Source organism: Sphingopyxis sp. GW821-FHT12C06 (assembly GCF_058807415.1).
The window spans coordinates 289,374-311,716 of record NZ_JBXAQR010000003.1 but is presented as its reverse complement, the minus strand read 5'-3'; the positions used below and the strand labels follow the sequence as shown (position 1 = coordinate 311,716).

At 65.7% G+C, this 22,343-nt stretch carries 20 protein-coding genes; 1 reads left to right on the top strand and 19 read right to left on the bottom strand.

The features are described from left to right. Nucleotides 1-2 precede the first annotated feature (2 nt). The 17 genes from AC1RRJ_RS10435 to AC1RRJ_RS10355 form a co-directional block, all read right to left on the bottom strand. Nucleotides 3-944 carry a cell division protein FtsQ/DivIB gene (locus AC1RRJ_RS10435; RefSeq protein ID WP_493122329.1) on the bottom strand — a complete coding sequence of 314 codons (942 nt, stop codon included), beginning with the start codon at nt 942-944 and terminating at the stop codon, nt 3-5. Beyond that, nucleotides 941-1,867: a D-alanine--D-alanine ligase gene (locus AC1RRJ_RS10430; RefSeq protein ID WP_493122327.1), complete on the bottom strand. Its 927-nt coding sequence runs from the start codon at nt 1,865-1,867 to the stop codon at nt 941-943. The genes AC1RRJ_RS10435 and AC1RRJ_RS10430 overlap by 4 nt, the downstream gene beginning before the upstream one ends. After that, nucleotides 1,864-2,799 (bottom strand): UDP-N-acetylmuramate dehydrogenase, encoded by a 936-nt coding sequence (gene murB / locus AC1RRJ_RS10425; RefSeq protein WP_493122325.1) that lies wholly within the window; start codon nt 2,797-2,799, stop codon nt 1,864-1,866. Before murB ends, AC1RRJ_RS10430 begins: the two co-directional genes overlap by 4 nt. Further along, nucleotides 2,796-4,226 (bottom strand): UDP-N-acetylmuramate--L-alanine ligase, encoded by a 1,431-nt coding sequence (murC, locus tag AC1RRJ_RS10420; RefSeq protein ID WP_493122323.1) that lies wholly within the window; start codon nt 4,224-4,226, stop codon nt 2,796-2,798. The genes murB and murC overlap by 4 nt, the downstream gene beginning before the upstream one ends. Beyond that, a complete protein-coding gene (gene murG, locus AC1RRJ_RS10415; RefSeq protein ID WP_493122321.1) occupies nt 4,226-5,407 on the bottom strand; it encodes an undecaprenyldiphospho-muramoylpentapeptide beta-N-acetylglucosaminyltransferase in 1,182 nt (393 codons plus the stop codon). Before murG ends, murC begins: the two co-directional genes overlap by 1 nt. Beyond that, nucleotides 5,404-6,642, bottom strand: coding sequence for an FtsW/RodA/SpoVE family cell cycle protein (locus AC1RRJ_RS10410; RefSeq protein WP_493122319.1), 1,239 nt, complete (start codon nt 6,640-6,642; stop codon nt 5,404-5,406). The genes murG and AC1RRJ_RS10410 overlap by 4 nt, the downstream gene beginning before the upstream one ends. Then, on the bottom strand, nt 6,639-7,943 hold the full coding sequence (gene murD / locus AC1RRJ_RS10405; protein ID WP_493122316.1) for a UDP-N-acetylmuramoyl-L-alanine--D-glutamate ligase: 1,305 nt from the start codon (nt 7,941-7,943) through the stop codon (nt 6,639-6,641). The genes AC1RRJ_RS10410 and murD overlap by 4 nt, the downstream gene beginning before the upstream one ends. Further along, the gene (mraY, locus tag AC1RRJ_RS10400; protein ID WP_493122314.1) at nt 7,940-9,010 is read right to left on the bottom strand and encodes a phospho-N-acetylmuramoyl-pentapeptide-transferase; all 1,071 of its coding nucleotides are present in this window, start codon (nt 9,008-9,010) and stop codon (nt 7,940-7,942) included. The genes murD and mraY overlap by 4 nt, the downstream gene beginning before the upstream one ends. Next, nucleotides 9,010-10,386 (bottom strand): UDP-N-acetylmuramoyl-tripeptide--D-alanyl-D-alanine ligase, encoded by a 1,377-nt coding sequence (locus AC1RRJ_RS10395; protein WP_493122312.1) that lies wholly within the window; start codon nt 10,384-10,386, stop codon nt 9,010-9,012. The genes mraY and AC1RRJ_RS10395 overlap by 1 nt, the downstream gene beginning before the upstream one ends. Then, entirely contained in the window at nt 10,383-11,822 is a 1,440-nt protein-coding gene (locus AC1RRJ_RS10390; RefSeq protein ID WP_493122310.1) for a UDP-N-acetylmuramoyl-L-alanyl-D-glutamate--2,6-diaminopimelate ligase, read from the bottom strand. Before AC1RRJ_RS10390 ends, AC1RRJ_RS10395 begins: the two co-directional genes overlap by 4 nt. After that, nucleotides 11,822-13,516 carry a peptidoglycan D,D-transpeptidase FtsI family protein gene (locus AC1RRJ_RS10385; RefSeq protein WP_493122308.1) on the bottom strand — a complete coding sequence of 565 codons (1,695 nt, stop codon included), beginning with the start codon at nt 13,514-13,516 and terminating at the stop codon, nt 11,822-11,824. The genes AC1RRJ_RS10390 and AC1RRJ_RS10385 overlap by 1 nt, the downstream gene beginning before the upstream one ends. Continuing rightward, nucleotides 13,513-14,103, bottom strand: a complete 591-nt coding sequence (locus AC1RRJ_RS10380) for a hypothetical protein (RefSeq protein WP_493122306.1) — start codon at nt 14,101-14,103, stop codon at nt 13,513-13,515. The genes AC1RRJ_RS10385 and AC1RRJ_RS10380 overlap by 4 nt, the downstream gene beginning before the upstream one ends. Continuing rightward, nucleotides 14,103-15,095 (bottom strand): 16S rRNA (cytosine(1402)-N(4))-methyltransferase RsmH, encoded by a 993-nt coding sequence (gene rsmH, locus AC1RRJ_RS10375; protein WP_493122304.1) that lies wholly within the window; start codon nt 15,093-15,095, stop codon nt 14,103-14,105. The genes AC1RRJ_RS10380 and rsmH overlap by 1 nt, the downstream gene beginning before the upstream one ends. After that, nucleotides 15,092-15,592 (bottom strand): division/cell wall cluster transcriptional repressor MraZ, encoded by a 501-nt coding sequence (locus AC1RRJ_RS10370; protein WP_493122302.1) that lies wholly within the window; start codon nt 15,590-15,592, stop codon nt 15,092-15,094. Before AC1RRJ_RS10370 ends, rsmH begins: the two co-directional genes overlap by 4 nt. Before the next feature lie 272 nt (nt 15,593-15,864). After that, complete coding sequence (locus AC1RRJ_RS10365; RefSeq protein ID WP_493122299.1) at nt 15,865-17,007, bottom strand: Gldg family protein; 1,143 nt, start codon at nt 17,005-17,007, stop codon at nt 15,865-15,867. A gap of 20 nt (nt 17,008-17,027) precedes the next feature. Then, nucleotides 17,028-17,402 (bottom strand): hypothetical protein, encoded by a 375-nt coding sequence (locus AC1RRJ_RS10360; protein ID WP_493122295.1) that lies wholly within the window; start codon nt 17,400-17,402, stop codon nt 17,028-17,030. Continuing rightward, nucleotides 17,399-18,382, bottom strand: a complete 984-nt coding sequence (locus AC1RRJ_RS10355) for a cysteine synthase A (protein ID WP_493122293.1) — start codon at nt 18,380-18,382, stop codon at nt 17,399-17,401. The genes AC1RRJ_RS10360 and AC1RRJ_RS10355 overlap by 4 nt, the downstream gene beginning before the upstream one ends. Nucleotides 18,383-18,575: 193 nt before the next feature. Between AC1RRJ_RS10355 and AC1RRJ_RS10350 the strand changes: the two genes are divergently transcribed. Further along, nucleotides 18,576-20,687: a TonB-dependent receptor gene (locus AC1RRJ_RS10350; RefSeq protein WP_493122291.1), complete on the top strand. Its 2,112-nt coding sequence runs from the start codon at nt 18,576-18,578 to the stop codon at nt 20,685-20,687. Here the strand turns inward: AC1RRJ_RS10350 and AC1RRJ_RS10345 are convergent. Both AC1RRJ_RS10345 and fabG read right to left on the bottom strand, forming a co-directional pair. After that, complete coding sequence (locus AC1RRJ_RS10345) at nt 20,665-21,549, bottom strand: hypothetical protein (RefSeq protein ID WP_493122289.1); 885 nt, start codon at nt 21,547-21,549, stop codon at nt 20,665-20,667. The two genes, AC1RRJ_RS10350 and AC1RRJ_RS10345, sit on opposite strands and share 23 nt — an antisense overlap. Nucleotides 21,550-21,591: 42 nt before the next feature. Beyond that, entirely contained in the window at nt 21,592-22,332 is a 741-nt protein-coding gene (fabG, locus tag AC1RRJ_RS10340; protein WP_493122287.1) for a 3-oxoacyl-[acyl-carrier-protein] reductase, read from the bottom strand. Between the last annotated feature and the right edge of the window lie 11 nt (nt 22,333-22,343).

The following is a 22,343-nucleotide window of genomic DNA, read 5'->3' as shown; positions in this document are numbered from 1 at the left end:
GCCTATCCCTTCTCCGCCGCGCTGGCGACGGCGACGGCATCGACCGCGGCGCGCGCTTCGTCGAGCTTCGCCGGGGCGACCTGTCCCTCGTGCGGCAGGCGCAGCACGAAGCGGTTTGGATCGCGCATGTCGAAGCGCAATATGCCGCGCCCGAGCAGGCGATTGGCGCCGTCCATATGCGCGAATTTCGCGAGCGCGAGCTTGGCGTCAGCCTCGCCTTCGGGAAGCGACAGCGTCTCGCCGCTGCGGAAGCGCAGGTCCCAGCGGCGATCGCCGACCCAGGTCGCGCCCGCGAGCAATTCCTTGAGGCTGCTCGCTTCGGCCAGCAAGCGGTCGAGATCCTGCGAACGCTGGTTCGCCTTGGGCCCGATCACCAGAGGCAGGTCGGGCATCGTCGCGACGGTGACGGGTTCGAGCACGACGCCCTGTTCGTCGATCAGCGACAGGCGGTTATTATGCTGCCAGATCGCCGCCGGGGTCCGCTCGACGATATCGACGACCAATGTGTCGGGCAGGCGCCGCGACACGCGCGCATCCTTGATCCAGCCATAGCGCATCAGATCGTGGCGCAAATCCTCGATATCGACCGCCGCCATCGAGCGGTCCTTCTGCGCGAGCGCGATGTCATAGACTTTCAGCCGGTCGATGCGGTCAGCGCCGACGACCTCGACCTTCTTGACCTGGAACCCTGCCCGCCCGACGACCTGCGCCCATTCCTCATTGACCTTCGCGGTGACGCCGGTGGCGTGCGCGAGCAGGCCCGCGACCGCGAACAGGCTGAGCCCGATCGTCCAGTTGGCGACCTTTTGCAGCCGCTGCGGGCTGATCGGCAGCGCGTTGATGATTGCGTTAAGGCGCGAGACCTTGACCCGCCGCCGCTTCTTCGGCGTACGCGTCGGCCGCCGTGGCGGCGCGGTGGCCCGCTTGATCCGTGTGCTGCTCATGACAACGCTTCCCCCACGATGCGTTCAACCAGTTCGGCATAGTCCATGCCCACGGCACGGCCCTGTTCAGGAACGAGGCTCAATGGCGTCATCCCCGGCTGGGTGTTGACCTCGAGCAGGAAGATGCCCGCGAGGCCATGTTCGTCGTCCCAGCGGAAGTCCGAGCGCGAAGCGCCCTTGCAGCCTAGCAGGCGGTGCGATTGCAGCGCCAGATCCTTCATCCGCTGCGCCACATCATCGGGCACATCGGCGGGGCAGACATGTTCGGTCAGGCCCTCGGTATATTTGGCGTCATAGTCGTAGAAGCCCGACTTGACGCGCAGCTCGGTGACCGCAAGTGCCTGATCGGCGAGCACCGCAACCGTGAGTTCGCGGCCCTTGATGAAGGGTTCGGCGAGCAGGCGGTCGAATTCCTGCCACGGCCCCACCGCGCCGCGCGCGATCGGGTTGCCGTAATTGCTGTCGTCCTTGACCATCGCGACTCCGACCGACGAGCCTTCGTTGACCGGCTTCAGCACATAGGGGCGCGGCAAAGGGTCAACTGTAAAGAGGCTTTCGCTGTCGACCATCGTCCCCGTCGGCATCGGGATACCATGCGGCACCAGCGCCTGCTTCGTCAATTCCTTGTCGATCGCGATCACCGAGGTGACGAGGCCGCTATGGGTATATTTAAGGCCCATCAGGTCGAGCATGCCCTGCACGGTGCCGTCCTCACCCGGGACGCCGTGGAGCGCGTTGAACACGACGTCGGGTTTGGTTTCGGCGAGACGCAGGGCGACGTCGCGGTCCATGTCGATCCGCGTGACCTTGTGCCCGCGCGATTCCAGCGCGTCGGCGACGCCATTGCCGCTCATCAGCGACACTTCGCGTTCGGCGGACCAGCCGCCCATCAGGACGGCGACATGCCACGGACCCCGGCTCACTTCGCCTTACCCACTTCGTTCTCCTTTGGCGCTCCGGCAAACATGCCGACGCGCTGAATCTCCCAGTGCAGATCGATGCCGCTCTTGTCCTTCACCCGACGGCGAACTTCGTCACCCAGTGCTTCGATATCTGCGCTCGTCGCATCGCCGGTGTTGATCAGGAAATTGGTGTGCTTCTCGCTGACCTGCGCGCCGCCGATGGTGAAGCCGCGGCAACCAGCCTCGTCAACGAGCTGCCAAGCCTTGTGGCCATCGGGGTTTTTGAAGGTCGAGCCGCCGGTTTTGGAGCGCAGCGGCTGCGAGGCTTCGCGGCTCGCCGAGATGCGGTCCATTTCGGCCTGGATGACGGCGGGTTCGCCGGGGCGGCCGCGGAAGGTCGCGCCGATGACGACCGCGCCTTCGGGCAATTCGCTGTGCCGATAGGTGTAGCCGAGCTCGGCGAGCGGTAGCGTGCGACGTTCGCCCGAGCGCAAGACGAGATCGCAATCGACGAGGATATCCTTGACCTCGCTGCCGTAGGCGCCGCCGTTCATGCGGACGAAACCGCCGACGGTGCCCGGGATCGAGCGCAGGAATTCCATTCCCGCGATGCTGGCGTCGCGCGCGGTCGAGGAAACGAGGATGCCCGATGCACCGCCGCCACAGCGCAGCGTCGTTGCGTCAACCGCTTCAACCCTGGCGAACGCCTTGCCGAGCCGGACAACGACACCCGGAAAGCCGCCGTCGCGGACGATCAGGTTCGATCCAAGGCCGAGCGCCATCACGGGCACGGCGGGATCGAGGTCGCGGAGGAAATCGGCGAGGTCATCGGCGTCCTTCGGCTCGAACAGCCAGTCGGCGGGACCGCCCGACTTGAACCAGACGAGCGGCGCCAGCGGGGCCTGCTGCGTCAGCTTGCCGCGTACGGCCGGAAGGGTTTCGACTGCACTCATGCAGCCTCCACCGCCGCAGCCAAGCCCGCCGCGATCTTGGTGATATCGCCTGCGCCGAGGCAGATGATCTTGTCACCCGCGCCAAGTTCGCCGGCCTTCACCGCATCTGCGATGGCTGAAGCGAGCACAGCAGCGTCGGCGACGACATTCGCCTGACGATGCCCCCGATCACGCAATCCCGCCACCAGCGTATCCGAAGAGACGCCGTCAATCGGGCTCTCGCCTGCGGCATAGACGGGCAGCGCGAGCACAATGTCGGCGTCGTTAAACGCCTGCTGGAAATCGTCCATATGGTCGCGCAGGCGCGTGAAGCGGTGCGGCTGGACGACGCCGACGACACGGCCGGTCCCGACGCCTTCGCGTGCAGCCGAGAGGACGGCGCGGATTTCGACGGGGTGGTGGGCATAATCGTCGATCACGGTGACAACGCCCTCACCCGCCGCAATCTCGCCGACCTTGGTGAAGCGGCGCTTGACGCCGGCGAAGCCGTTGAAGCCCGATACGATCTTGTCGTCGCTGACGCCCATGTGGAGCGCGACCGCGATCGCGGCGAGCGCGTTCTGGACATTGTGGCGGCCCGACATCGGCAGGTGAATGGCCTCAATCGTCCGGCTGTTGCCATCGCGGTCGCGCACAACGACGTCGAAGCTGTTGCCCTCGGCGCCGGGCGTCACATTGGTACCACGTACGTCGGCCTGCGCGGAGAAGCCGTAGGTGACAATCCGCCGGTCGCGGATGCGCGGGATGATCGCCTGCACCTCGGGATGGTCGAGGCAGAGCATCGCGGCGCCATAGAAGGGCACATTTTCGATAAACTCGACGAAGGCGTCCTTGATCGCGTCGAAGCTGCCATAATGGTCGAGATGTTCGGGATCGATGTTGGTGACGACCGCGATCGTGCCGTCGAGGCGCAGGAAGCTGCCGTCGCTCTCGTCGGCCTCGACGACCATCCAGTCGCTGGCGCCGAGGCGCGCGTTCGAACCATAATTGTTGATGATGCCGCCATTGATCACCGTCGGGTCGATCCCGCCCGCGTCGAGCAGCGCCGCAACGAGGCTGGTCGTCGTCGTCTTGCCGTGCGTCCCCGCGATAGCGACGGTCGATTTCAGCCGCATCAGTTCGGCGAGCATTTCGGCGCGGCGGACGAGCGGAATGCGCTGCGCCAGTGCGGCCTCAACCTCGGGATTGCCGCGCTTGACCGCGGTCGAGGTGACGACGACCGCGACGCCGTCGACGTTCGATGCCTCATGCCCGATCGCGACCTTGATCCCGCGCTTGCGCAGACCCTCGATGACATAGCCGTCGGCGATGTCGCTGCCCTGCACCTGATAGCCAAGATTGTGCATCACCTCGGCGATGCCCGACATGCCGATGCCGCCGATGCCGATGAAGTGAATAGTGCCGATATCGGTTGCGACGCCGCGCATTATTGAGCTTCCTTGCGTGCAGCGGCGATGCCGCTGGTCCGGGCGCGCTGCGGGGTCGCGCCGAGACGGATCACGTCCATCATCGGCGGTGCAGCGAGCGATTCAACGAGGTCGGCGAGGTCGCGGGTCGCGTCGGGCAGGCCGCAACTCGCCGCGCGTTCGGCCGCTTCCTCGAGTGCGCCGGGTTCGAGCGCCATGCGCTGGATATGCTTAGCCACTGCGCCGGCGGTGAAATCGGGCTGCTGGAACGCCACTGCCCCTCCCGCCTCGACCATGTCGACGACGTTGTAAGTCTGGTGATTATCCATCGCATGCGGATAGGGCACGAAGATCGCCGGCCGTCCAGCGCAGGCGAGTTCGGCGACGGTAGAGGCGCCCGCGCGTGCAATCACCAGATGCGCCCAGCGCAGCCGCTCGGGAAAATCCTGGATATAGGACGCGCATTCGGCGGCGACGCCGAGTTCGGCATATTTGGCGCGCACCGTTTCGATATCATCCTCGCGGCACTGCTGGACGACCTGCAGGCGGTCGAGCAGCGCGCGGGGCAGCATCGCGATCGCGGCGGGGACGACTTCGCTCAGCACCGTTGCGCCCAAACTGCCGCCGACGACGAGCAGGCGGAAAATGCCATCCTCGGGCAGCGGCGGAAAACCGTCGTCGCGGATCGCGATGATTTCCTCGCGCACCGGGTTACCGGTCAGGTGGCGCTTATCCTCACATGCCGCGGGCAGACGCTGGATGTTGTGATAGGCGACCGCGATGGCGTTGACCCGCGAAGCGAGCAGCCGGTTGGTGCGCCCGAGCACGGCATTTTGTTCGTGAACCACGCTCGGCCGCTTTGTCGCGCGCGCGGCGAGCAGACTGGGAAGCGAAGGATAGCCGCCGAAGCCGACCGCGACGGCAGGGTCGAAGTCGCGGATCAGGTCGATCGCCATGGCCCGCCCCTTTCGGATCGCGAGCGCGGCCCTGATCCAGCCGATCGGACCGCCCGACACGCGTCCGGCAGGAAGGACATGGGCTTCCATCTCTGCGGGCGCGCCGGGAATGCGCAGCCCGCGGTCGTCGCTGACAAGCGCGACGCGATGGCCGCGCGCGATCAATTCGCCCGCGAGGGCATAGGCGGGCAGCATATGCCCTCCGGTCCCGCCGGCGGCGAGCAGGAAGTGGCGGGTTGCGGTCATTTCTTGTTCCAGTTGCGGGTCATCGACACCCGTGCCGCATAGGGGTTCCGCCGGGTCAACGACAAGAGCAAACCCATGCCGATCGACAAAGCGATGAAGGACGACCCGCCATAGCTGATGAAGGGCAAGGTCATGCCCTTCGACGGGAAGAGCTGGGTGTTCACCGCCATGTTGATCGTCGCCTGGCCGCCGAACTGTGCGATCAGCCCTGCGACCGCGAGGATCAGGAAGCTGTCTTCTTCGTCAAGCAGGCGCACCAGCACGCGGACGATGATCGCCAGATAGATGGCGACGATCGCGAGGCAGGCGATCATCCCGAACTCTTCGCCGATGACCGAGAAGATATAATCGGTGTGCGCCTCGGGCAGCTGGAATTTGGCGAGCCCCGCGCCGGGACCGGTGCCGACGAGCCCGCCCGCGGTCAGCGTCGCATGCGCCTTGTCGACCTGAAAGCTGTCGCCCTGTGCGAACAGCCAGATGTTGATGCGCTGCTGCGCCACCGGGTAAAAGAAATAAGCGAGGACGAGGCCGGCAAAGCCCGCGCCGACGAGCCCGGCGAGAATGCGCATCGACAGGCCGGCGACGAGCACGAGCACGAACCAGGTCGCGGCGAAGATGATCGTTTGCCCGAGGTCAGGCTGCCCCATCAGCAAGAGCGCGATGACGCCGGTAAAGGCGAGGCTGAGCGGCACGACGGGCAGGCTCTGGTCGTGCAGGCGCAGCGACAGGATCCACGCGAGCGACACCGCGAAAAAGGGTTTCAGAAATTCGGACGGCTGAAGCCGGAGGGCACCGCTGCCGATCCAACGCTGGGCGCCGTTCACCGTCGTTCCCACGAGCGGAACAAGGAACAGCAGCACGACGAAAATCAACGTGCCGTAAATGGCGAAGCGCCGCGCCTGCTGCTTCGGCAGCATCGACACCATCAGCATCACCGGGACGCCGAGGATCACCCACATCAGCTGGCGATAGAAATAATAGAGCGGATCGAGCGAGGCGGTCGAGGTCGACAGCTTTTGCGCCGCCACCGGCGATGCCGCGGCGACCGCGACCAGCCCGACCGCGATGAGGATCGACACGAGAAGCAGCAATACGCGGTCGATTTCCCAGAACCACAGACCCAGCGGGGTGCGGTCGGCGCGGCTGAGGCGCGGGCCGCGGCGCTTGGTCGAGCGCTGTGCCGCGATCACCGGCTTTTCCGGCGTCGCGTCGAGATTGTCCATATTGCCGGTCATGCGTCGAGCTGCCGAACAAGCTCGCGGAACACATCGCCGCGCTGCTCATAATCCTTGAACTGGTCGAATGATGCACAGGCCGGCGACAAGAGAACGATATCGCCCGGCTGGGCAGCGGCGGCAGCGTGGGCGACCGCAGTCGCCATGTCGCCTGAGCGGTCGACCGGGATCGCATCGCCGATCTCAGCGGCGAAGGGCTCCATCGCCTCACCTATCAGATAGGCACGCTTGATGTGCCCGAACCACGGACGGCACGCCTCCAGCCCATCGCCCTTGGCCTTCCCGCCGGCGATCCAGTGGAGACGCTGGTCCGGCGCCGGCGGAAATGCCGCCAGCGCCGGTGCAGCGGAAGCCGCGTTGGTCGCCTTGCTGTCATTAAACCAGCGGGCGCCATGGGCTTCGCCGACCAATTCCATACGGTGCGGCAACGCGTTGTACGTCGCGAGGCCGCGCTCAATCTGTTCGTCGTTCAGGCCGAGCACGCGGCACACTGCGATCGCGCAGACGGCGTTCTGGGCGTTGTGCGGTCCCTGCAGCGCGGGCCAGCGCATCTGGTCGACGGGATCGATATCCTTCGCCGAGACGCGGTGGAGTCGGTGGTTGATACGGCCTGCAACCATCTTCGACGGATCGTCATCGACCGCGACGATCGCGACCTGATCGCGGCGCTGCAGGCTGAACAGCCGCGCCTTCGACGCCGCATAGCCCGCGAAATCATCATAGCGATCGAGGTGATCAGGGGTGATGTTGGTCAGCACCGCGATATCGCAGGCGAGGTCGTGCGACAGGTCGATCTGATAGCTCGACAGTTCGAGGACATAGACCCCGCCCTCGGGGAGCGGGTCGCGCGAGAGAATCGGCAGGCCGATATTGCCGCCCATCAGCGACGGCACGCCCGCGCTTTCAAGCATATGGTGGACCAGCGCGGTGACGGTCGACTTGCCGTTGGTGCCGGTGATGCCGACGACGCGGTGCGGCGGCAGCTCGGCGCGGGCTTCGGCGAACAGCTCGACGTCGCCGATCACCGGGACATGCGCTTCGCGCGCATGGGCAGCGATCGGGTGGCGGTTCAATGGTACTCCGGGCGACACGACGACCCCGGCAAAGCCGATCAGGTCGACGACCAGCGGATCGCCGATGTCGGCGCCGAGCGCCATCGCTTCGTCGCGCGCGGCTTCGCGGTCATCCCACGCGGTGACCCCCGCGCCGCTGGCGATCAGCGCCTCGACGGTCGCCAGCCCCGAGCGCGCCAGCCCCAGCACCGCATAACGGCGACCGGCAAAGGCGCGCGAGGTGATCAACGGAGTTTGAGCGTCGCGAGTCCCGCGAGTGCGAGGACGATCGAGACGATCCAGAAACGGATGACGACGGTGGATTCGGGCCAGCCCAATTGTTCGAAATGATGGTGGATCGGCGCCATGCGGAACACGCGCTTGCCGGTGCGCTTGTACCAGAAAACCTGAATGATCACCGACAGCGCCTCGACCACGAACAGCCCCCCGATGATCACGAGCACCAGTTCATGCTGCGCGGTGACGGCGATGGTTGCGAGCGCGCCGCCCAATGCGAGGCTGCCGGTATCGCCCATGAACACCGCAGCGGGAGGCGCGTTGAACCAGAGAAATGCCAGGCACGCGCCGATGATCGCGGCGGCAAAGATTGCAAGCTCGCCTGCGCCGGGGACATGCGGGATACCCAGATAGCCGGCGAACTTAGCATTGCCCGACAGATAGACGATGATCAGCATCGCCATGCTGGCGATGATCACCGGGAAGGTCGCGAGCCCGTCGAGCCCGTCGGTGAGGTTCACCGCATTGCCGAAGCCGACGATGAGGACCATCGCAAAGACATAGTAAAGCGGCCCGAGCTGGATCACGGTGTCGCTGAAAAAGGGCAGATAGAGGTCGGTCCCGGTGCGCGAGACGATCAGCAGCACCGCGACTCCGGCGATGACAAATTCGATGAGAAGCCGGACGCGGCCGGGAATCCCGCGGTGACTGGCCTTGGTGACCTTGTCGAGATCGTCCATGAAACCGACCGCGGCGAAACCGCCGGTGACGAACAGGCACGCCCAGACGAACCGGTTGGACAGGTCCATCCACAGCAGCGCCGATACCATCAGCGAAATCAGGATCATCAGCCCGCCCATTGTCGGCGTGCCGCGCTTGGCGAGATGGCTTTGCGGGCCGTCTTCGCGGATCGGCTGGCCCTTGCCCTGCCGCATGCGCAGCATCAGGATGAAGCGCGGCCCGATCCACAATCCCAGGATCAGCGCGGTCGCCACGGCGGCGCCCGAGCGGAAACTCAGATAGCGGATGAGATTAAGAACCCCCGGAAAGCCAAGCCATTCCGCTAGCCAGTAAAGCATCAATATTCCCCATTGGTCAGCGCCGTCACAAGATGCGACAGGCCGACACTGTTCGATCCCTTGATCAGCACGGCATCGCCGGCCCGGATCAAGTCGCCCAGCCGCGCCTTGGCAGCCGGTTGGTCGGCCACATGCGCGAAATCGATACGCCCCTCAAGCGCTTTGGCAAGCGGCGCCATCTCTTCGCCGACGAGCAGGGCGAATTGCACTCCCGCCGCGACGAGCGGAGTCGCGAGCGCGGCATGATAGACCTCTCCGTCCGGTCCCAGCTCTTTCATCGCGCCCAGAATCGCCACCCGGCGCATCGCAGATTCGCGGCCGAGCTGTTCGATGGTGACCGCCATCGAGGCGGGGTTGGCATTATAGCTTTCGTCGATCAGCAACAGGTCGCCGCCGGGCACCGCAATCCGGTGCCGCGCGCCGCGCCCGGCAAGCCCGCCCATTTCGGCGAAGGCCAGCCCCGCGGCGGGCAGGTCGCCGCCGACCGCCTTGACCGCCGCCAGCACCGCAAGCGCGTTCGACACCCAATGCGCACCGGCCTGCGAAATGGTGAAGCAGAGCAAGGCTTCCTGCACCTGTGCGGTGACGAGCGAACCACCCTGCCCGTCGGACAGCCAGTCGACCGCGCGAACATCGGCGCCCTCGCCCAGACCAAAGCTGACGACATGCGCAGCATGTTGCTCGGCCTTGGCGCGCAGCCGCGCATAATGCGGGCTGTCGAAGGGGAGGATCGCGGTGCCGCCGGGCTCAAGCCCTTCGAAAATCTCGCCCTTCGCGTCGGCGATCGCCTCTTCGCTGCCGAAATATTCCATATGTGCGGGCGCAATGGTGGTGACGATCGCGACATGCGGGCGGACCATACGGGTCAGCTCGGCGAGTTCGCCGGCATGGTTCATCCCCATTTCGAACACGCCATAATCGGCGGTCGAGGGCATGCGCGCGAGGCTGAGTGGAACGCCGACATGGTTGTTATAGCTTTTGACCGAGCGGTGCGCCCGCCCCGGACGGAAACGGTCGAGCGCGGCGAATAGCGCCTCCTTCGTCCCCGTCTTGCCCGCCGATCCGGTCACACCGATGATCCGCCCATGGCCGCGCGCGCGCGACGCGGTGCCAAGTGCGTTCAGCGCCGCCACGCTGTCGGCGACGAGAATGTGAGGATGGTCGATCGCGGTTTCGCAGACGATGCCCGCAGCGCCCGCAGCGATCGCCTTGTCGATGAACTTATGCCCGTCGGTCGCCTCCCCGCGCATCGCGACGAACAGATCGCCTTTGGTCACTTCGCGCGAGTCAAAGGCAACGCCTTGCAAGGTAAAATCGGCGCTCGCCGTTCCGCCAGTGGCGGCAGCGATAGCGCGGGCAGTCCATAGCGGGGTCATGCGGCACACTCGCGCGCGACGGCGACATCGTCAAAGGGAATGACACGCATCTCGGCGCCCGCGCCGACAATCTGGCCCTGTTCATGCCCCTTGCCGGCGATGCAAATGATGTCATCGGCGCGCGCCTCGGCAATCGCGGCGGCGATCGCGGCGCGCCGGTCGCCGATGATTTGCGCGCCCGGCGCGCCCTTCGCAATGGCGGCACGGATGAGCGCGGGGTCTTCGCCGCGCGGATTATCGTCGGTGATGATCAGAACCTCTGCCTTGGCCGCTGCAACCCTGCCCATTTCGGGGCGCTTCACCTGATCGCGATCGCCACCCGCGCCGAACACCAGGATCAGACGGCCGGTCGCGTGCGGGCGCAGCGCATCGAGGGCGGCCTCGATGGCGTCCGGCGTATGAGCGTAATCGACATAGACCGGCGCACCCGCGCGAGTGATCGCCGCGCGTTCGAGGCGGCCGCGCACCGGCTGGAGCCGCGCGAGATTGGCGAGGGTCTGTGCGACATCGCCGCCGGTCGCGATGACGAGGCCGGCGGAAACGAGCGCATTGGCGACCTGATAGGCGCCGATCAGCGGCAGTTCGACCTTCTGCGTCAGATCGCCCGCGGCGATGACGAGTGACTGGCCAAGCTGGGTCGGAGTGCGCGAGACGAGGCGCAAATCCTTGCCGGTCGCGCCGACGGTCATCAGGCGCACCCCGCGCTTCGTCACCGTTTCTAGGGCGACGGGCGACCAGATATCGTCGTTCCAGAGCACCGCTACACCGTTCGCGTCGACCACTTCGGTAAACAGCCGCATCTTCGCGGCGAGATAGGCCTCCATTGTACCATGATAATCGAGATGATCGTGGCTAAGATTGGTGAAAGCAGCCGCCTTCACCACCAGCCCTTCGGTGCGATATTGGTCGAGGCCGTGGCTCGACGCCTCGAACGCCGCATGGGTAACGCCCTCGGCGGCGAGGCCCGACATATTGCCGAGGAAGGTAACGATGTCGGGGGTCGTGAGGCCAGTCGAGGCGCTCTCGTTCGACGTGGTGATGCCAAGCGTGCCGATCGACGCGGCCTGAAACCCCACCATGCGCCAGAGCTGGCGCGTCATTTCGACGGTCGAGGTCTTGCCGTTGGTGCCGGTGACCGCAACGCAGGTCGCGGGAAAGCGGTGAAAGAAGCGCGCGGCGATATGGGCAAAGGCGCGGCGCGGATTGGCGTCGGCAATATGGACCGCACCCTCGACCCGTGCTTCGGGACGCGCGACGACCGCGATCGCGCCCGCAGCAATCGCAGCTGCGATATAATCTTCGCCGTTGAATTTTTCGCCGACAAAGGCGCCAAAGATCGTTCCCGGTGCGACTTTGCGATGGTCGATGGCGAGCCCGGTCACCACCGGGTCCGCCCCTGCCGGCCCCTGATCGCCGAGCAGAGCGGCGAGGCGCATTACTCGCCTTCCCCGTTTTTCCAGAGCAGCGGCGTCAGTTCGGACACGTCGACGTCGCGGCTCTCGTCGGGGAAGACCCCCAGCATCGGCCCGGCGCGCATCACGACTTTCTGGACGACCGGCGCGACCGTCCAGCCCGCGGTGCGCTGGCCCGAGCTGAAGGCATTGCCCTTGGGCTCGTCGATCATCGCGAGGATGACGTAACGCGGATTGTCCATCGGGAAAGCGGCGGCGAAGGTCGAGACGAGCGAGGTGCGGCGATAGCCACCAGCGCCCGGCTTTTCGGCGCTGCCGGTCTTGCCACCGACGCGGAAGCCGGGGGCATCGGCCTTTTTGCCGGTGCCGTCGGATACGATCAGGCGGAGCAGCTGACGCATCCGCGCGCTGGTCGCGGCCTTGAACACGCGGCGGCCCTGCGGCGGCGCCTTGTCGCCCAGTTTCAAGATGGTCGCGGGGCGATAAATGCCGCCATTGACCAACGCGGCGTAAGCGCTGGCGAGATGCAGCGGGGTCACCGCGATGCCATGGCCATAGCTGGTTGTCATCGTCGTCAGCCGGCCCCAATTTTTGGGCCACAGAGGGAAAGCGCGTTCCTTGAGCTCGATGTCGGGGCGCCCGTCGAATTCAAGGCTGCGGAACATCGCTTCCAATTTTTCGCGGCCAAGCTCGTCGGCGATGCGCGCGGTGGCGATGTTCGAGCTGTGGATCAGCGTTTCGGGAACGTTGAGCCAGCGCCCCATATTGTGCGAATCGCGGATGCGGAAACCCGCAATCGGGAGCGGCTGGGTCGCGTCATAGCGGCGCGCCATGCTGGTAACCGTCCCGGCGTCGATCGCGGCGGCGACCGTCAGCGGCTTGAAGGTCGAACCCAGCTCATAAAGATTATAGGTGACCGCGTTGCGCCGCGTTGCGGGATCGCTGCCCGTCAGCTTGTTCGGGTTGAAGGTCGGCAGCGAGGTCATCGCTACGACTTCGCCGGTGTGGACGTCGAGGATGATCCCTGCCCCGCCGATCGCTTCCAAATTGGTGACGGCGTTGGACAGTTCGCTTTCGAGCACACCCTGTACGCGCGTATCGATCGACAGCGCCAGCGGTTGGCCGCGCGTCGCCTTGTCGATCAGCCGCTGGTCGAACGCGCCTTCGACCCCGGTGACGCCATGGCCTTCGGCATTGAGGAAGCCCATGACATGCGCAGCGAGCGTCAACTGCGGATAAAGCCGCTCTTTTTCGCGCGGGAAGTCGAAACCGACGTCGCCGATCGCATTCACCGCCGCGACCTGATCGGGCAGCGCGCGGCGACGGATATAGGTCGGGCGCGATCCGCTGACCTTGGCCAGCAGCTCCTCGCGGGTCATGTCGGGGAAAATCTTGTGGAGTTCGTCGGCGAGAAACTGCCGGTTGTTGAGCAGTTTCTCGGGCACGACACGGATCGAGTAGCCGTCGATGGTGCGCGCGAGCGGGACGCCGTTGCGGTCGACGATATCGGCACGCGCGGGAATGAAAGCCGCCGAGCCGTTACCGCGCCCCGTTCCGGCGTCAAAGACGACGAAATAGACGAGGCGCACCGACACCAGGAAAAAGGCCGCCATGAACAGCAACATCAGGATCATCAGCCGCTGTTGCGCGGTCAGCAAGATCTGCTGCCGCACCCCTGCGGTGCGAACCCTGGCTGGACGGACGACCAGCGTGTTCATCGGCCGGACTTGCCTCCAGCCGCTTCGGCCGCCGCCGCGCGCTTGAGATCGGCGAGGGTCGATTCAGCGAGTAGCTGATCCTCGATCATCTTCAACTGTTCGCGGCGACGCGTCGGCGTCATGCGCGGCGCGGCGTCGCTGCGAATATCCGAGGCCTCTGCCTGCGCGATCTGGATCGGCTTGGCGGCGGTGACGGGCGTGGCGACCGGGCCGGCCTTTGCCGCCGCGGGCGTTCCGACCGGCGATACCATGGCCATCAGCACCGGCGCGACATCATTCGCCCCGCGCGCGCGCGGCAGGCGATCGAAAGACGCGAGCTGGCGTTCGTTTGACAGATATTGGCCGGCCGACGGCGCCGAATAGCCGAAGGTGTCGGCGTTCCACTGTTCGAGCTGACGCATCGAGGCGCGCACCGCGAGTTCGGATTCGAGATAGCGGATATTGTCGCGCGTCCGGTCGATCTGCTTTTCGATGCGCGACAATTCGCTGCGCGTCGCCGCGACCTTCAGCGACACGGGATAAAGGATCATCGCAAAGACAAGCACGAGCAGGACCAGGCCGATTCCCTGGAGTTTACGAGCAGCCATCAACATGACATCGCCTCCTTCCCTGAATTTCCTTGGGTCGAACTGTCGGGCCAGGCAGGAGCCGCGGTGCGAACCGCGCTGCGCAGCGTCGCCGAACGGGCGCGCGGGTTGCGCGCCTCTTCGGCCTTGCCCGGCCGCACCTTGCGCGCCGGGGTCTCGAAAGTTGCGGCCCGCGCCAGAGGGAGCGGCGCGGGCCGGTGGCGCGAACCGGCGGCATCGCCCCCGCTCCGTTCGCGCAAGAAATTCTTCACGATGCGATCCTCGGTACTGTGGAAGCTGACGACCGCGAGGCGGCCGCCCGGACGGAGAAGGCGTTCGGCGGCGGCGAGACCCGCGTTCAACTCGTCGAGTTCGCCGTTGATATGGATGCGGATCGCCTGAAAACTTTTCGTCGAGGGGTCCTTGGGCGCGCCGGGCGGATGGCGCAGCGCCTTGCGGATCACGACGGCGAGTTCGCCGGTGCGGCTGAGCGGGCGTGCAGCAACGATCGCGCGCGCAACGCGGCGCGACTGGCGCTCGTCGCCATAGTGAAAGAGGATGTCGGCGATCTCGGCCTCGTCCGCACGATTAAGCCATTCGGCGGCGCTTTCGCCGTCCTGCGCCATGCGCATGTCGAGCGGGCCGTCCTTCTGGAAGGAAAAGCCGCGTTCGCTGCGATCAAGCTGCATCGACGACACACCAATGTCGAAAACGATGCCGTCGACCTCAGCAACGCCTTGCTCGGCGAGCAGCCGGTCGATTTCGCCGAAACGGCCGTGGACGAGCCGCAGCCGCCCTTCGCTGGCGTCGACCAGCGCCTGCCCTTCGGCAATCGCGTCGGGGTCGCGGTCGCAGGCGATCACATCGGCGCCCGCAGCAAGCATCGCGCGAGTATAGCCGCCGGCACCAAAGGTCGCGTCGACATGCAACTCGCCGGGGGCAATGGCGAGCGCGGAGACGATTTCATCGCGAAGGACCGGATCATGACGCGGATCGCGCGGAAGGCCGGTCATTTGCGCCCCTTCCCTTTTGCGGCATCCCATGCGGCGGCGAGACGCTGCAAGACGGGATCGGCATCTACACATTCGGCGACGGTCGGCAGCCACCAGATTTCAAAGCGGCGTCCCGACCCCACAAAAGCCGTCGCGCCGGCATCGCCGACGCGGTCGCGGTGGATGAAGCTGGGCAGAAAACGACCGCTATCATCGAGCGCGTAGGGCTCGGTATAGCTGAAGCGTTTCTTGAACTCGGCATCCTCGTCAAAGTCGAGGTTGCGGGCGAGCGCGGTGTCGCGGTCGCGCTCGATTTCGCCGTTCAGCCGGTCATATTGATCCTGGCCATAGGCGACCAGGCAGGGCAGCTTTTCGTGGAAGCCGACCCAGAGCACGCGCTGGCCATCCGCATTCAGGGGCACATTGTTGCGGAATTGTGAGGGGACGGCGATGCGTCCCTTGCCATCGATCGCGGCGAAGTTGGTGCCCGCATATTGACCCGGGGTCACAACCGCCATCGCTTCGCCCCCCGTAATCGCGCCACCGGGCAAAACTTCCCTGATCCCGGAATCGCAGATTCCGGCGCAAAAGACTCAGGTGGAGATTGCCCCTCTCCGATTCCTGACTACCAACTATAGATCGGGGTGAAAAGGGGTAAATTAGGGTGAAATAGGGTTCAGAACCCCATTTCATCGCAAAATGACATCAAAAGCCACCCAAAAGGGCTCGCCTGCGCAAAAGGGTGCGCACGCGGATAGCGAAAATGTTGAAAAGGGGCCGCGGCGGCGGCTTACTCGCCGGGTGCGCGAATCCAGAGCGGGCGCAGCGGCGCGCGGGTCGCCGCATCGCCCCACAAGCGCGCGGCGAGCCATTCCATCGTATCGGCCCGGGTCAGGTGCGACGCACCCGGCACCGCGGGCTGCCAGAGCGGCGCGAAAATCAGGTCGGCATCGCCGACCAGCCACGCCTCACCCTGCCCGATCCGGCAATGCGCGACGCGCCGCCCCGCAAAGGCGCGGCACGATGCAGGCAACCCGTCAAAGCGGCCGACACTGAACAGGCGCAGCCGTGCGCCTTCGACATCGGCCGGCAGCGCGTCCTTTCCACCAACCGCTGCAGCACCGAGGGTGATGCCCCAATGGTCGAGAAGCGGGGTAAGCAAACTGGTGACCGGCGGATTGCGCGGGTCGCCGAGCGGATAGGAAATGGGCCAACCCGACAGCGCATCGGCCAGAACCACGGCGCGCCCGCCGCCGCGCACAAAGGCGTCGATCGCCACCAGTTCGCGCGGGGCAAGGGCGCGCGGATGTGCGAGCAGCAGAACACCGCCGGGCGGCGGGACATGATCGACGAGACTGTCGACGAGCGACACCGGGCCCGCTGCCTGAAGCTGAACAAGCGCCGGATCCTCGCCCGGCCCATTGGCGATCATCGCGGCAATATCACCGCCACCCGCCCAGCGCAGCGGCAGGCTGGTGAGCATGGTGACTGCGGGGGTTCCCGCAGCGACGGGCGCGGCACGATAAAGCGCAGAGAGCAGCGCATGACCTCCGGCGAACCAGCCGGTGACAAGCAATGCGGCGATGACGAGGCGCAGCCCCCTGCCCCACTTGCGGCGCTGCACGAGCGCGTCGGCGATCCAGCCGGCCAGTGCGGCGACCGCGAGGTTCAGGAGAAGTTGCGCCGAGGCGAACGAACCCGCGAGCATGAAAGCGAGCAACGCCTGCCCCGCAGCAAGCATCAGTAGCGCAAGCAGGATCGTCCGCCGCCTGTCGGCGGCGGGATCATCACGCTGCCACCAGCCAAGCAGCAGCATCGGGAAAATGAGCAGAGGCACCGCGAGCGCCGGGTCGATCCGGCCGAGCAACGCCTGCGCGCCGGCCGTCCATGCCAGCGACAGGACCAGCGCCGCCACGACCAAAGCGCGCAACATCGGCCGCCGCAAGGCCGTCATCACTGTTTCGACTGGCGCGCGCGCTCGAGCGTGGGATCGGGTTCAAGGTCGGGGACGCTGGACGTAGTCGGTGCGGCCTGCGGCACCTTCACCGGGGTGACCGCATTTTCATCCTTGGATACCGGCTGGACGCCCAATTCCTCGAGCGGGGTCCCGCTGCTTTTCTGTTCGGCGCCGGGTATCTTGACCTCCCCTGCCGCCACCGCATCGCTGGCCGCCCGTTCGCGCGCACGGTCGCCGATCAGCCCCGCCATGCCGACGAGCAACAGCACGGTCAGCACACCGGCGATACCGATCTGGAGCCGCCGCATCGTGTCGTTCGCGGGCGCAGGCTCTGCCGCGACTGGCCGAACCTCCACCTTTCCGTTCGTCATGCCGGCGTCTCCGCGAGGCCCTTGCTCGCCAGCCATTCGGGGTTGAAAAGCGTCGAGAGATAGCGAAATCCGCTGTCGCACAGGATAGTTGCAATGCGCTTGCCCGGCCCCAATTGCCGCGCCAAAGCCATCGCTCCGGCGACGTTGATCCCCGACGACAGACCCAGACACAGACCTTCCTCGTCGAGCAGGCTGCGAACGACCGCCAGCCCCTCGGCATCCGAGATGCGGAACTGGGTGTCGATCGGCGCACCTTCGAGGTTGGCGGTGATGCGGTTCTGACCGATCCCCTCGGCGACGCTCGACCCTTCGGGCTTGAGTTCGCCGCACTGATAGTAATTATAAAGCCCGGCCCCGTGCGGATCGGTGAGCGCAATAACGATGTCGGCGCTCTTCGCCTTCAGCCCGAGCCCCGTTCCGGCAATCGTGCCGCCCGTCCCGGCAGCGCAGGTAAAGCCGTCGATCCGACCACCCATCTGTTCCCAGATTTCCTCGGCAGTGGTGTGCACATGCGCCTTGCGATTGGCGATATTGTCAAACTGATTGGCCCAGATCGCATTGTCGGTTTCCTCGGCGATACGGCGCGAGGTGTGGACGAAATGGCCGGGATTGGCGAAGGGCGCGGGCGGAACGAGCACCAGTTCGGCGCCCAACGCGCGGATCGTCGCCATTTTCTCGGCACTCTGATTGTCCGGCATGACGATGATCGTCTTGTACCCCAGCGCATTGGCAACAAGCGCGAGGCCGATACCTGTGTTGCCCGCGGTCCCCTCGACGATCGTGCCGCCGGGCTTCAGACTGCCGTTCGCCTCGGCGTCGCGGACGATATACAGCGCGGCGCGGTCCTTCACCGATCCGCCGGGGTTGGCATATTCGCACTTGCCCCAGATTTCGCAGCCAGTGGCTTCGCTCGGGCCGCGCAGCAGCACCAGCGGCGTGTTACCAATCAGCTCGAGGCTGTTTTCAGCAATAGTCGTCATCCCCCTGATCTAAGGCCGCAGCCGGGACGCCGCAAGACAGCTTCGCTTGGCGCCGCGATGTTCGGCCTTTGTCGACCAACCGTACCCTGGTTCCGACCAACGCCCTCGAAGCGGGTTTTCGGGGCTTGTCATTGTAACAGTATATCATTACTGACCCCGGCAACATCTTCCCAACTGACAGGATTTTCCGCCGATGCGACTGCTCTCTTCCGCCGGTTTCACGCTTGCCATCATTCTCTCCGTCCCCGCTTTCGCGCAGGATCGTGCCGTCGCGGGCAGCGACGATGATGTCCATGCCGGCGGACCGATCGTCGTCACCGCGCCCTATGTCCGCAGCCTCGACATCCTGGGCAATGTATCGGTGCTGGAAGGCGACGAGCTGGCGCGCGACATCCGCGGGCAGATCGGTGACACGCTGACCCGCCAGCCCGGCGTCTCGGCAACCAGTTTTGCTCCCGGCGCCTCGCGCCCGGTGCTCCGCGGCTTTTCGGGTGAGCGTGTCCGCGTGCTGACCGACGGCATCGGGTCGATCGACGTGTCGAACACCTCCGCGGACCACGCCGTCACTATCGACCCGCTGACCGTCGAGCGCATCGAAATCCTGCGCGGTCCCGCGGTGCTGCTGTTCGGCAGCCAGGCGATCGGCGGCGCGGTCAATTTGTTCGACCGCCGCATCCCGCGCAAGGTTCCCGCCGACCATGTCCATATCGACGCGATCGGCGGCTATGCCACCGCCGCCAACGACCGCAATGTCGGCGCCTCGGTCGATGTCGCGCTCAGCCCGCAGATCGTCGCGCATGTCGACGGCAGCTGGCGCAAGAGCGGCGACGTCCGCGCGGGCGGCTATGTCTTTGCCCCCGAAATCCGCGGCGACCTGCTCCACCTCGCCGAACATGCGGTCGAGGATGGTCACCAGGACGAAGCCGACGAACTCACCGCCCAGGCCAATTCGCGCGGCAAGGTCGCCAACACCGCCAGCGAAACCTGGACCGCCGGCGGCGGCCTGTCGCTGATCAACGATGGCGGCCAGCTCGGCATTTCGATCGGCTATTTCGACAGCAATTATGGCGTCCCGAGCCGCCCGAACACCTCGCACGACCATGGCGGCGAAGAGGGCGGCCACGACCATGGTGAAGGCCCGGTGACGATTGGCCTGAAACAATGGCGCGCCGATCTGCGCGGCGAAGTCGAACTGGGCGACGGTTTCTTCAGCAAGCTGCGCCTGCGCGGCGGTTTTGCCGACTATGAGCATACCGAATTTGAAGGCGACGAGGTCGGCACGGTCTTTACCAATCAGGGCGTCGAGGGACGGCTGGAACTGGCACAGAACGACCGCGGCGGCTGGCGCGGCGCGAGCGGAGTGCAATATAGCCACCGCGACTTCAACGCGGTCGGCGCCGAAGCCTTCGTCCCGCGTAACCTGACCGATCAGTTCGCGTTGTTCACGTTGCAGGAATGGACGCTGGGCTCGCTCGGGCTCGAGGCCGCTGCACGCTTTGAAACCACCGATGTTCGTGCGCCGGCGCTGGGCATCACCCGCAAGTTCGACACCGTCTCGGGCGCACTTGGCGCCAATTACGAGATTGCGGAGGGTATGAAGTTCGGCGTGTCACTGGCTCGTGCGGTGCGCGCGCCATCCGCCGAAGAGCTCTTCTCGAACGGCCCGCATATCGCAACCCAGTCGTTCGAACTCGGCAACCCCGACCTCAAGCGCGAAGCCAGCTGGGGCGGCGAAGCCTCGTTCAAATTTGCGAGCGACGCGATCAACTTCAGCCTGACCGGCTATGCCAACTGGTTCGACAATTTCATCTATTCCGAAGCGACCGGCGCCGAGGAGGATGAACTGCCCGTCTTCCAGTATTTTCAGCGCGATGCCCGCGTCTATGGCTTTGAGGCCGAGGCGAGCGCACGGCTGGCGCAGATCGGCGGCTTCAACATCGTCGGCGACGTCACCGCCGACATGACCCGCGCCAAGATCAAGGGCGGCGACCATGTTCCGCGCATCCCGCCTCTGCGCGTACTGGGCGGGATCGAGGCGCAGGGCGAGCGGATCGACGCGCGCGCCGAGGTCGAATGGACCGACAACCAGAACCGCAACGCGGCGTTCGAAACCCCGACCAAGGGCTTTACGCTGGTCAACGCCTCGATCAGCTGGCGGCCGCTGCCCGATACAAAGAATCTGACGCTGTCGCTGGCCGCGAACAATATCTTCGACGTCGATGCGCGGCGCCACGCCAGCTTTACCAAGGATTATGTTCCGCTGGCCGGCCGCGATATCCGCATCACAGCTCGGGCGAGCTTTTAACCTCTCCGGGCGGAGCGGGTTCCGGCGATGGCGCCGGGCTCGCTTCGGCCGGTGGTGGTGTGATGATGGCCGGTTCGGGTGTCCGTTCCGGGATCGCCTCCGCCGGTGGCGGCGGGGCGATTACCGGTTCAGAGGGCAGCTCCGGCGCCGGGACCGCCTCCGCCGGTGGAGGTGCGGCAATGGCTGGTTCGGGCGCGGGCTCCGGTACGGGAGCCGGGATCGCAGGCGACGGCGCGGCGGCGGGCCCGGACGCAACTGCCGGTGCGACCGGAGCGAGCCGCGCCGGTTCGGGTACAGCAAGGAGCGATAGCGGCATCACGGTCCACGCAGACAATGCCTGGCGCTGGCGCCAATAGATCGACGACGCGGCCGCATAGGTTCCGACGCTCTCCCACGCCGGCGAGCTGAGGTTTTCGGTATCGATCCCGCTTTCCATGAAGGCCTGGATCAATATTTTGACCTGCTCCTCGCCCATGCCGTCCGACAAGGGGGGATTGCTGCGGCCCGGCCCGAAATCGAGCGCCGTGTCGATGGTCGAAGCCGACAAGCCATAGCTCGCCAACCGTTTGGTCAGCCATTCGCGCAATATGTGGCTGACCCCATAGTCGAGATAGGCCTTTTTCTGCGCAGCATCGAGCACGAAGCCCGCGGTGCAGCCATCGGCGATAGTCGAAAACTGACCCATCAGCCGTTCAAAGCCCAGATTGTCGCCGTCGCCGATCAGCGCTTCGGCGAGCAGATTCCGGAACGCGGGCTCGGCCTTATCGACCGCGCAATCGAGCTTGTCCCCCAACTGCGCCGACGCCGCGACCGGCAGCACTGCCGCCGCCAGCGCCGCACCGCACAACAAGACTCTGATCATGCCGCATCCTCCCCCATCGGGGCGTCATGCACCCCGTCTGGCTCAGGACAGCATGGCCATCCCGCCGTTCACATGCAATGTCTGACCGGTGACATAGCCCGCTTCCTTCGACGCGAGATAGACGACTGCGGCCGCGATGTCGCTCCCCTCGCCCATCCGGCCCGCCGGGATACGCTGATTGAGCGCTTCCTTCTGCGCGTCGGGCAGGTCGTCGGTCATCGCGGTGGCGATGAAGCCCGGTGCGACGCAGTTGGCGGTGACGCCGCGGCTCGCCAGTTCCTGCGCCAGCGCCTTGGTCATGCCGGTAACGCCCGCCTTCGACGCCGCATAATTGGCCTGCCCCGGATTGCCCGTCGCGCCGACGACGCTGGTGACCGAGATGATCCGGCCAAAGCGCGCCTTCATCATCGGCTTGGCGGCGGCGCGCGCGAGACGGAAATTGGCTTCCAGATTGATGCGGATGACATCCATCCACTCCTCATCCTTCATCCGCATGATCAGGTTGTCGCGGGTGACCCCGGCATTGTTGACGAGAATATCGAGCTTGCCGAGCGCCTCGACCGCCGACGGCACGAGCGCATCAACCGCCGCGCCATCGCCCAGATTGCACGGCAGCGCGACATGGTCGCCGCCAAGGCTGTCGCGAAACGCATTGAGCTTGTCGGCGTTGGAACCCGACACCGCAAGCCGCGCGCCCTGCGCCGCCAGCGCCTGCGCAATGGCCGAACCGATGCCGCCGCTTGCGCCAGTCACCAGCGCGGTCATCCCAGTAAGATCGAACATATTCCCGTGTT

Coding starts and splice junctions, on each gene's coding strand:
- mraY (WP_493122314.1), bottom strand. CDS start 9,010: ATGCTTTACTGGCTAGCGGAATGGCTTGGCTTTCCGGGGGTTCTTAAT.
- fabG (WP_493122287.1), bottom strand. CDS start 22,332: ATGTTCGATCTTACTGGGATGACCGCGCTGGTGACTGGCGCAAGCGGC.
- AC1RRJ_RS10370 (WP_493122302.1), bottom strand. CDS start 15,592: ATGGCGGTTGTGACCCCGGGTCAATATGCGGGCACCAACTTCGCCGCG.
- AC1RRJ_RS10390 (WP_493122310.1), bottom strand. CDS start 11,822: ATGCGCCTCGCCGCTCTGCTCGGCGATCAGGGGCCGGCAGGGGCGGAC.
- murC (WP_493122323.1), bottom strand. CDS start 4,226: ATGCGCGGCGTCGCAACCGATATCGGCACTATTCACTTCATCGGCATC.
- AC1RRJ_RS10365 (WP_493122299.1), bottom strand. CDS start 17,007: ATGTTGCGCGCTTTGGTCGTGGCGGCGCTGGTCCTGTCGCTGGCATGG.
- AC1RRJ_RS10350 (WP_493122291.1), top strand. CDS start 18,576: ATGCGACTGCTCTCTTCCGCCGGTTTCACGCTTGCCATCATTCTCTCC.
- AC1RRJ_RS10345 (WP_493122289.1), bottom strand. CDS start 21,549: ATGATCAGAGTCTTGTTGTGCGGTGCGGCGCTGGCGGCGGCAGTGCTG.
- AC1RRJ_RS10355 (WP_493122293.1), bottom strand. CDS start 18,382: ATGACGACTATTGCTGAAAACAGCCTCGAGCTGATTGGTAACACGCCG.
- AC1RRJ_RS10435 (WP_493122329.1), bottom strand. CDS start 944: ATGAGCAGCACACGGATCAAGCGGGCCACCGCGCCGCCACGGCGGCCG.
- murG (WP_493122321.1), bottom strand. CDS start 5,407: ATGACCGCAACCCGCCACTTCCTGCTCGCCGCCGGCGGGACCGGAGGG.
- AC1RRJ_RS10395 (WP_493122312.1), bottom strand. CDS start 10,386: ATGACCCCGCTATGGACTGCCCGCGCTATCGCTGCCGCCACTGGCGGA.
- AC1RRJ_RS10360 (WP_493122295.1), bottom strand. CDS start 17,402: ATGACGAACGGAAAGGTGGAGGTTCGGCCAGTCGCGGCAGAGCCTGCG.
- murB (WP_493122325.1), bottom strand. CDS start 2,799: ATGAGTGCAGTCGAAACCCTTCCGGCCGTACGCGGCAAGCTGACGCAG.
- AC1RRJ_RS10380 (WP_493122306.1), bottom strand. CDS start 14,103: ATGGCTGCTCGTAAACTCCAGGGAATCGGCCTGGTCCTGCTCGTGCTT.
- rsmH (WP_493122304.1), bottom strand. CDS start 15,095: ATGACCGGCCTTCCGCGCGATCCGCGTCATGATCCGGTCCTTCGCGAT.
- AC1RRJ_RS10410 (WP_493122319.1), bottom strand. CDS start 6,642: ATGACCGGCAATATGGACAATCTCGACGCGACGCCGGAAAAGCCGGTG.
- AC1RRJ_RS10385 (WP_493122308.1), bottom strand. CDS start 13,516: ATGAACACGCTGGTCGTCCGTCCAGCCAGGGTTCGCACCGCAGGGGTG.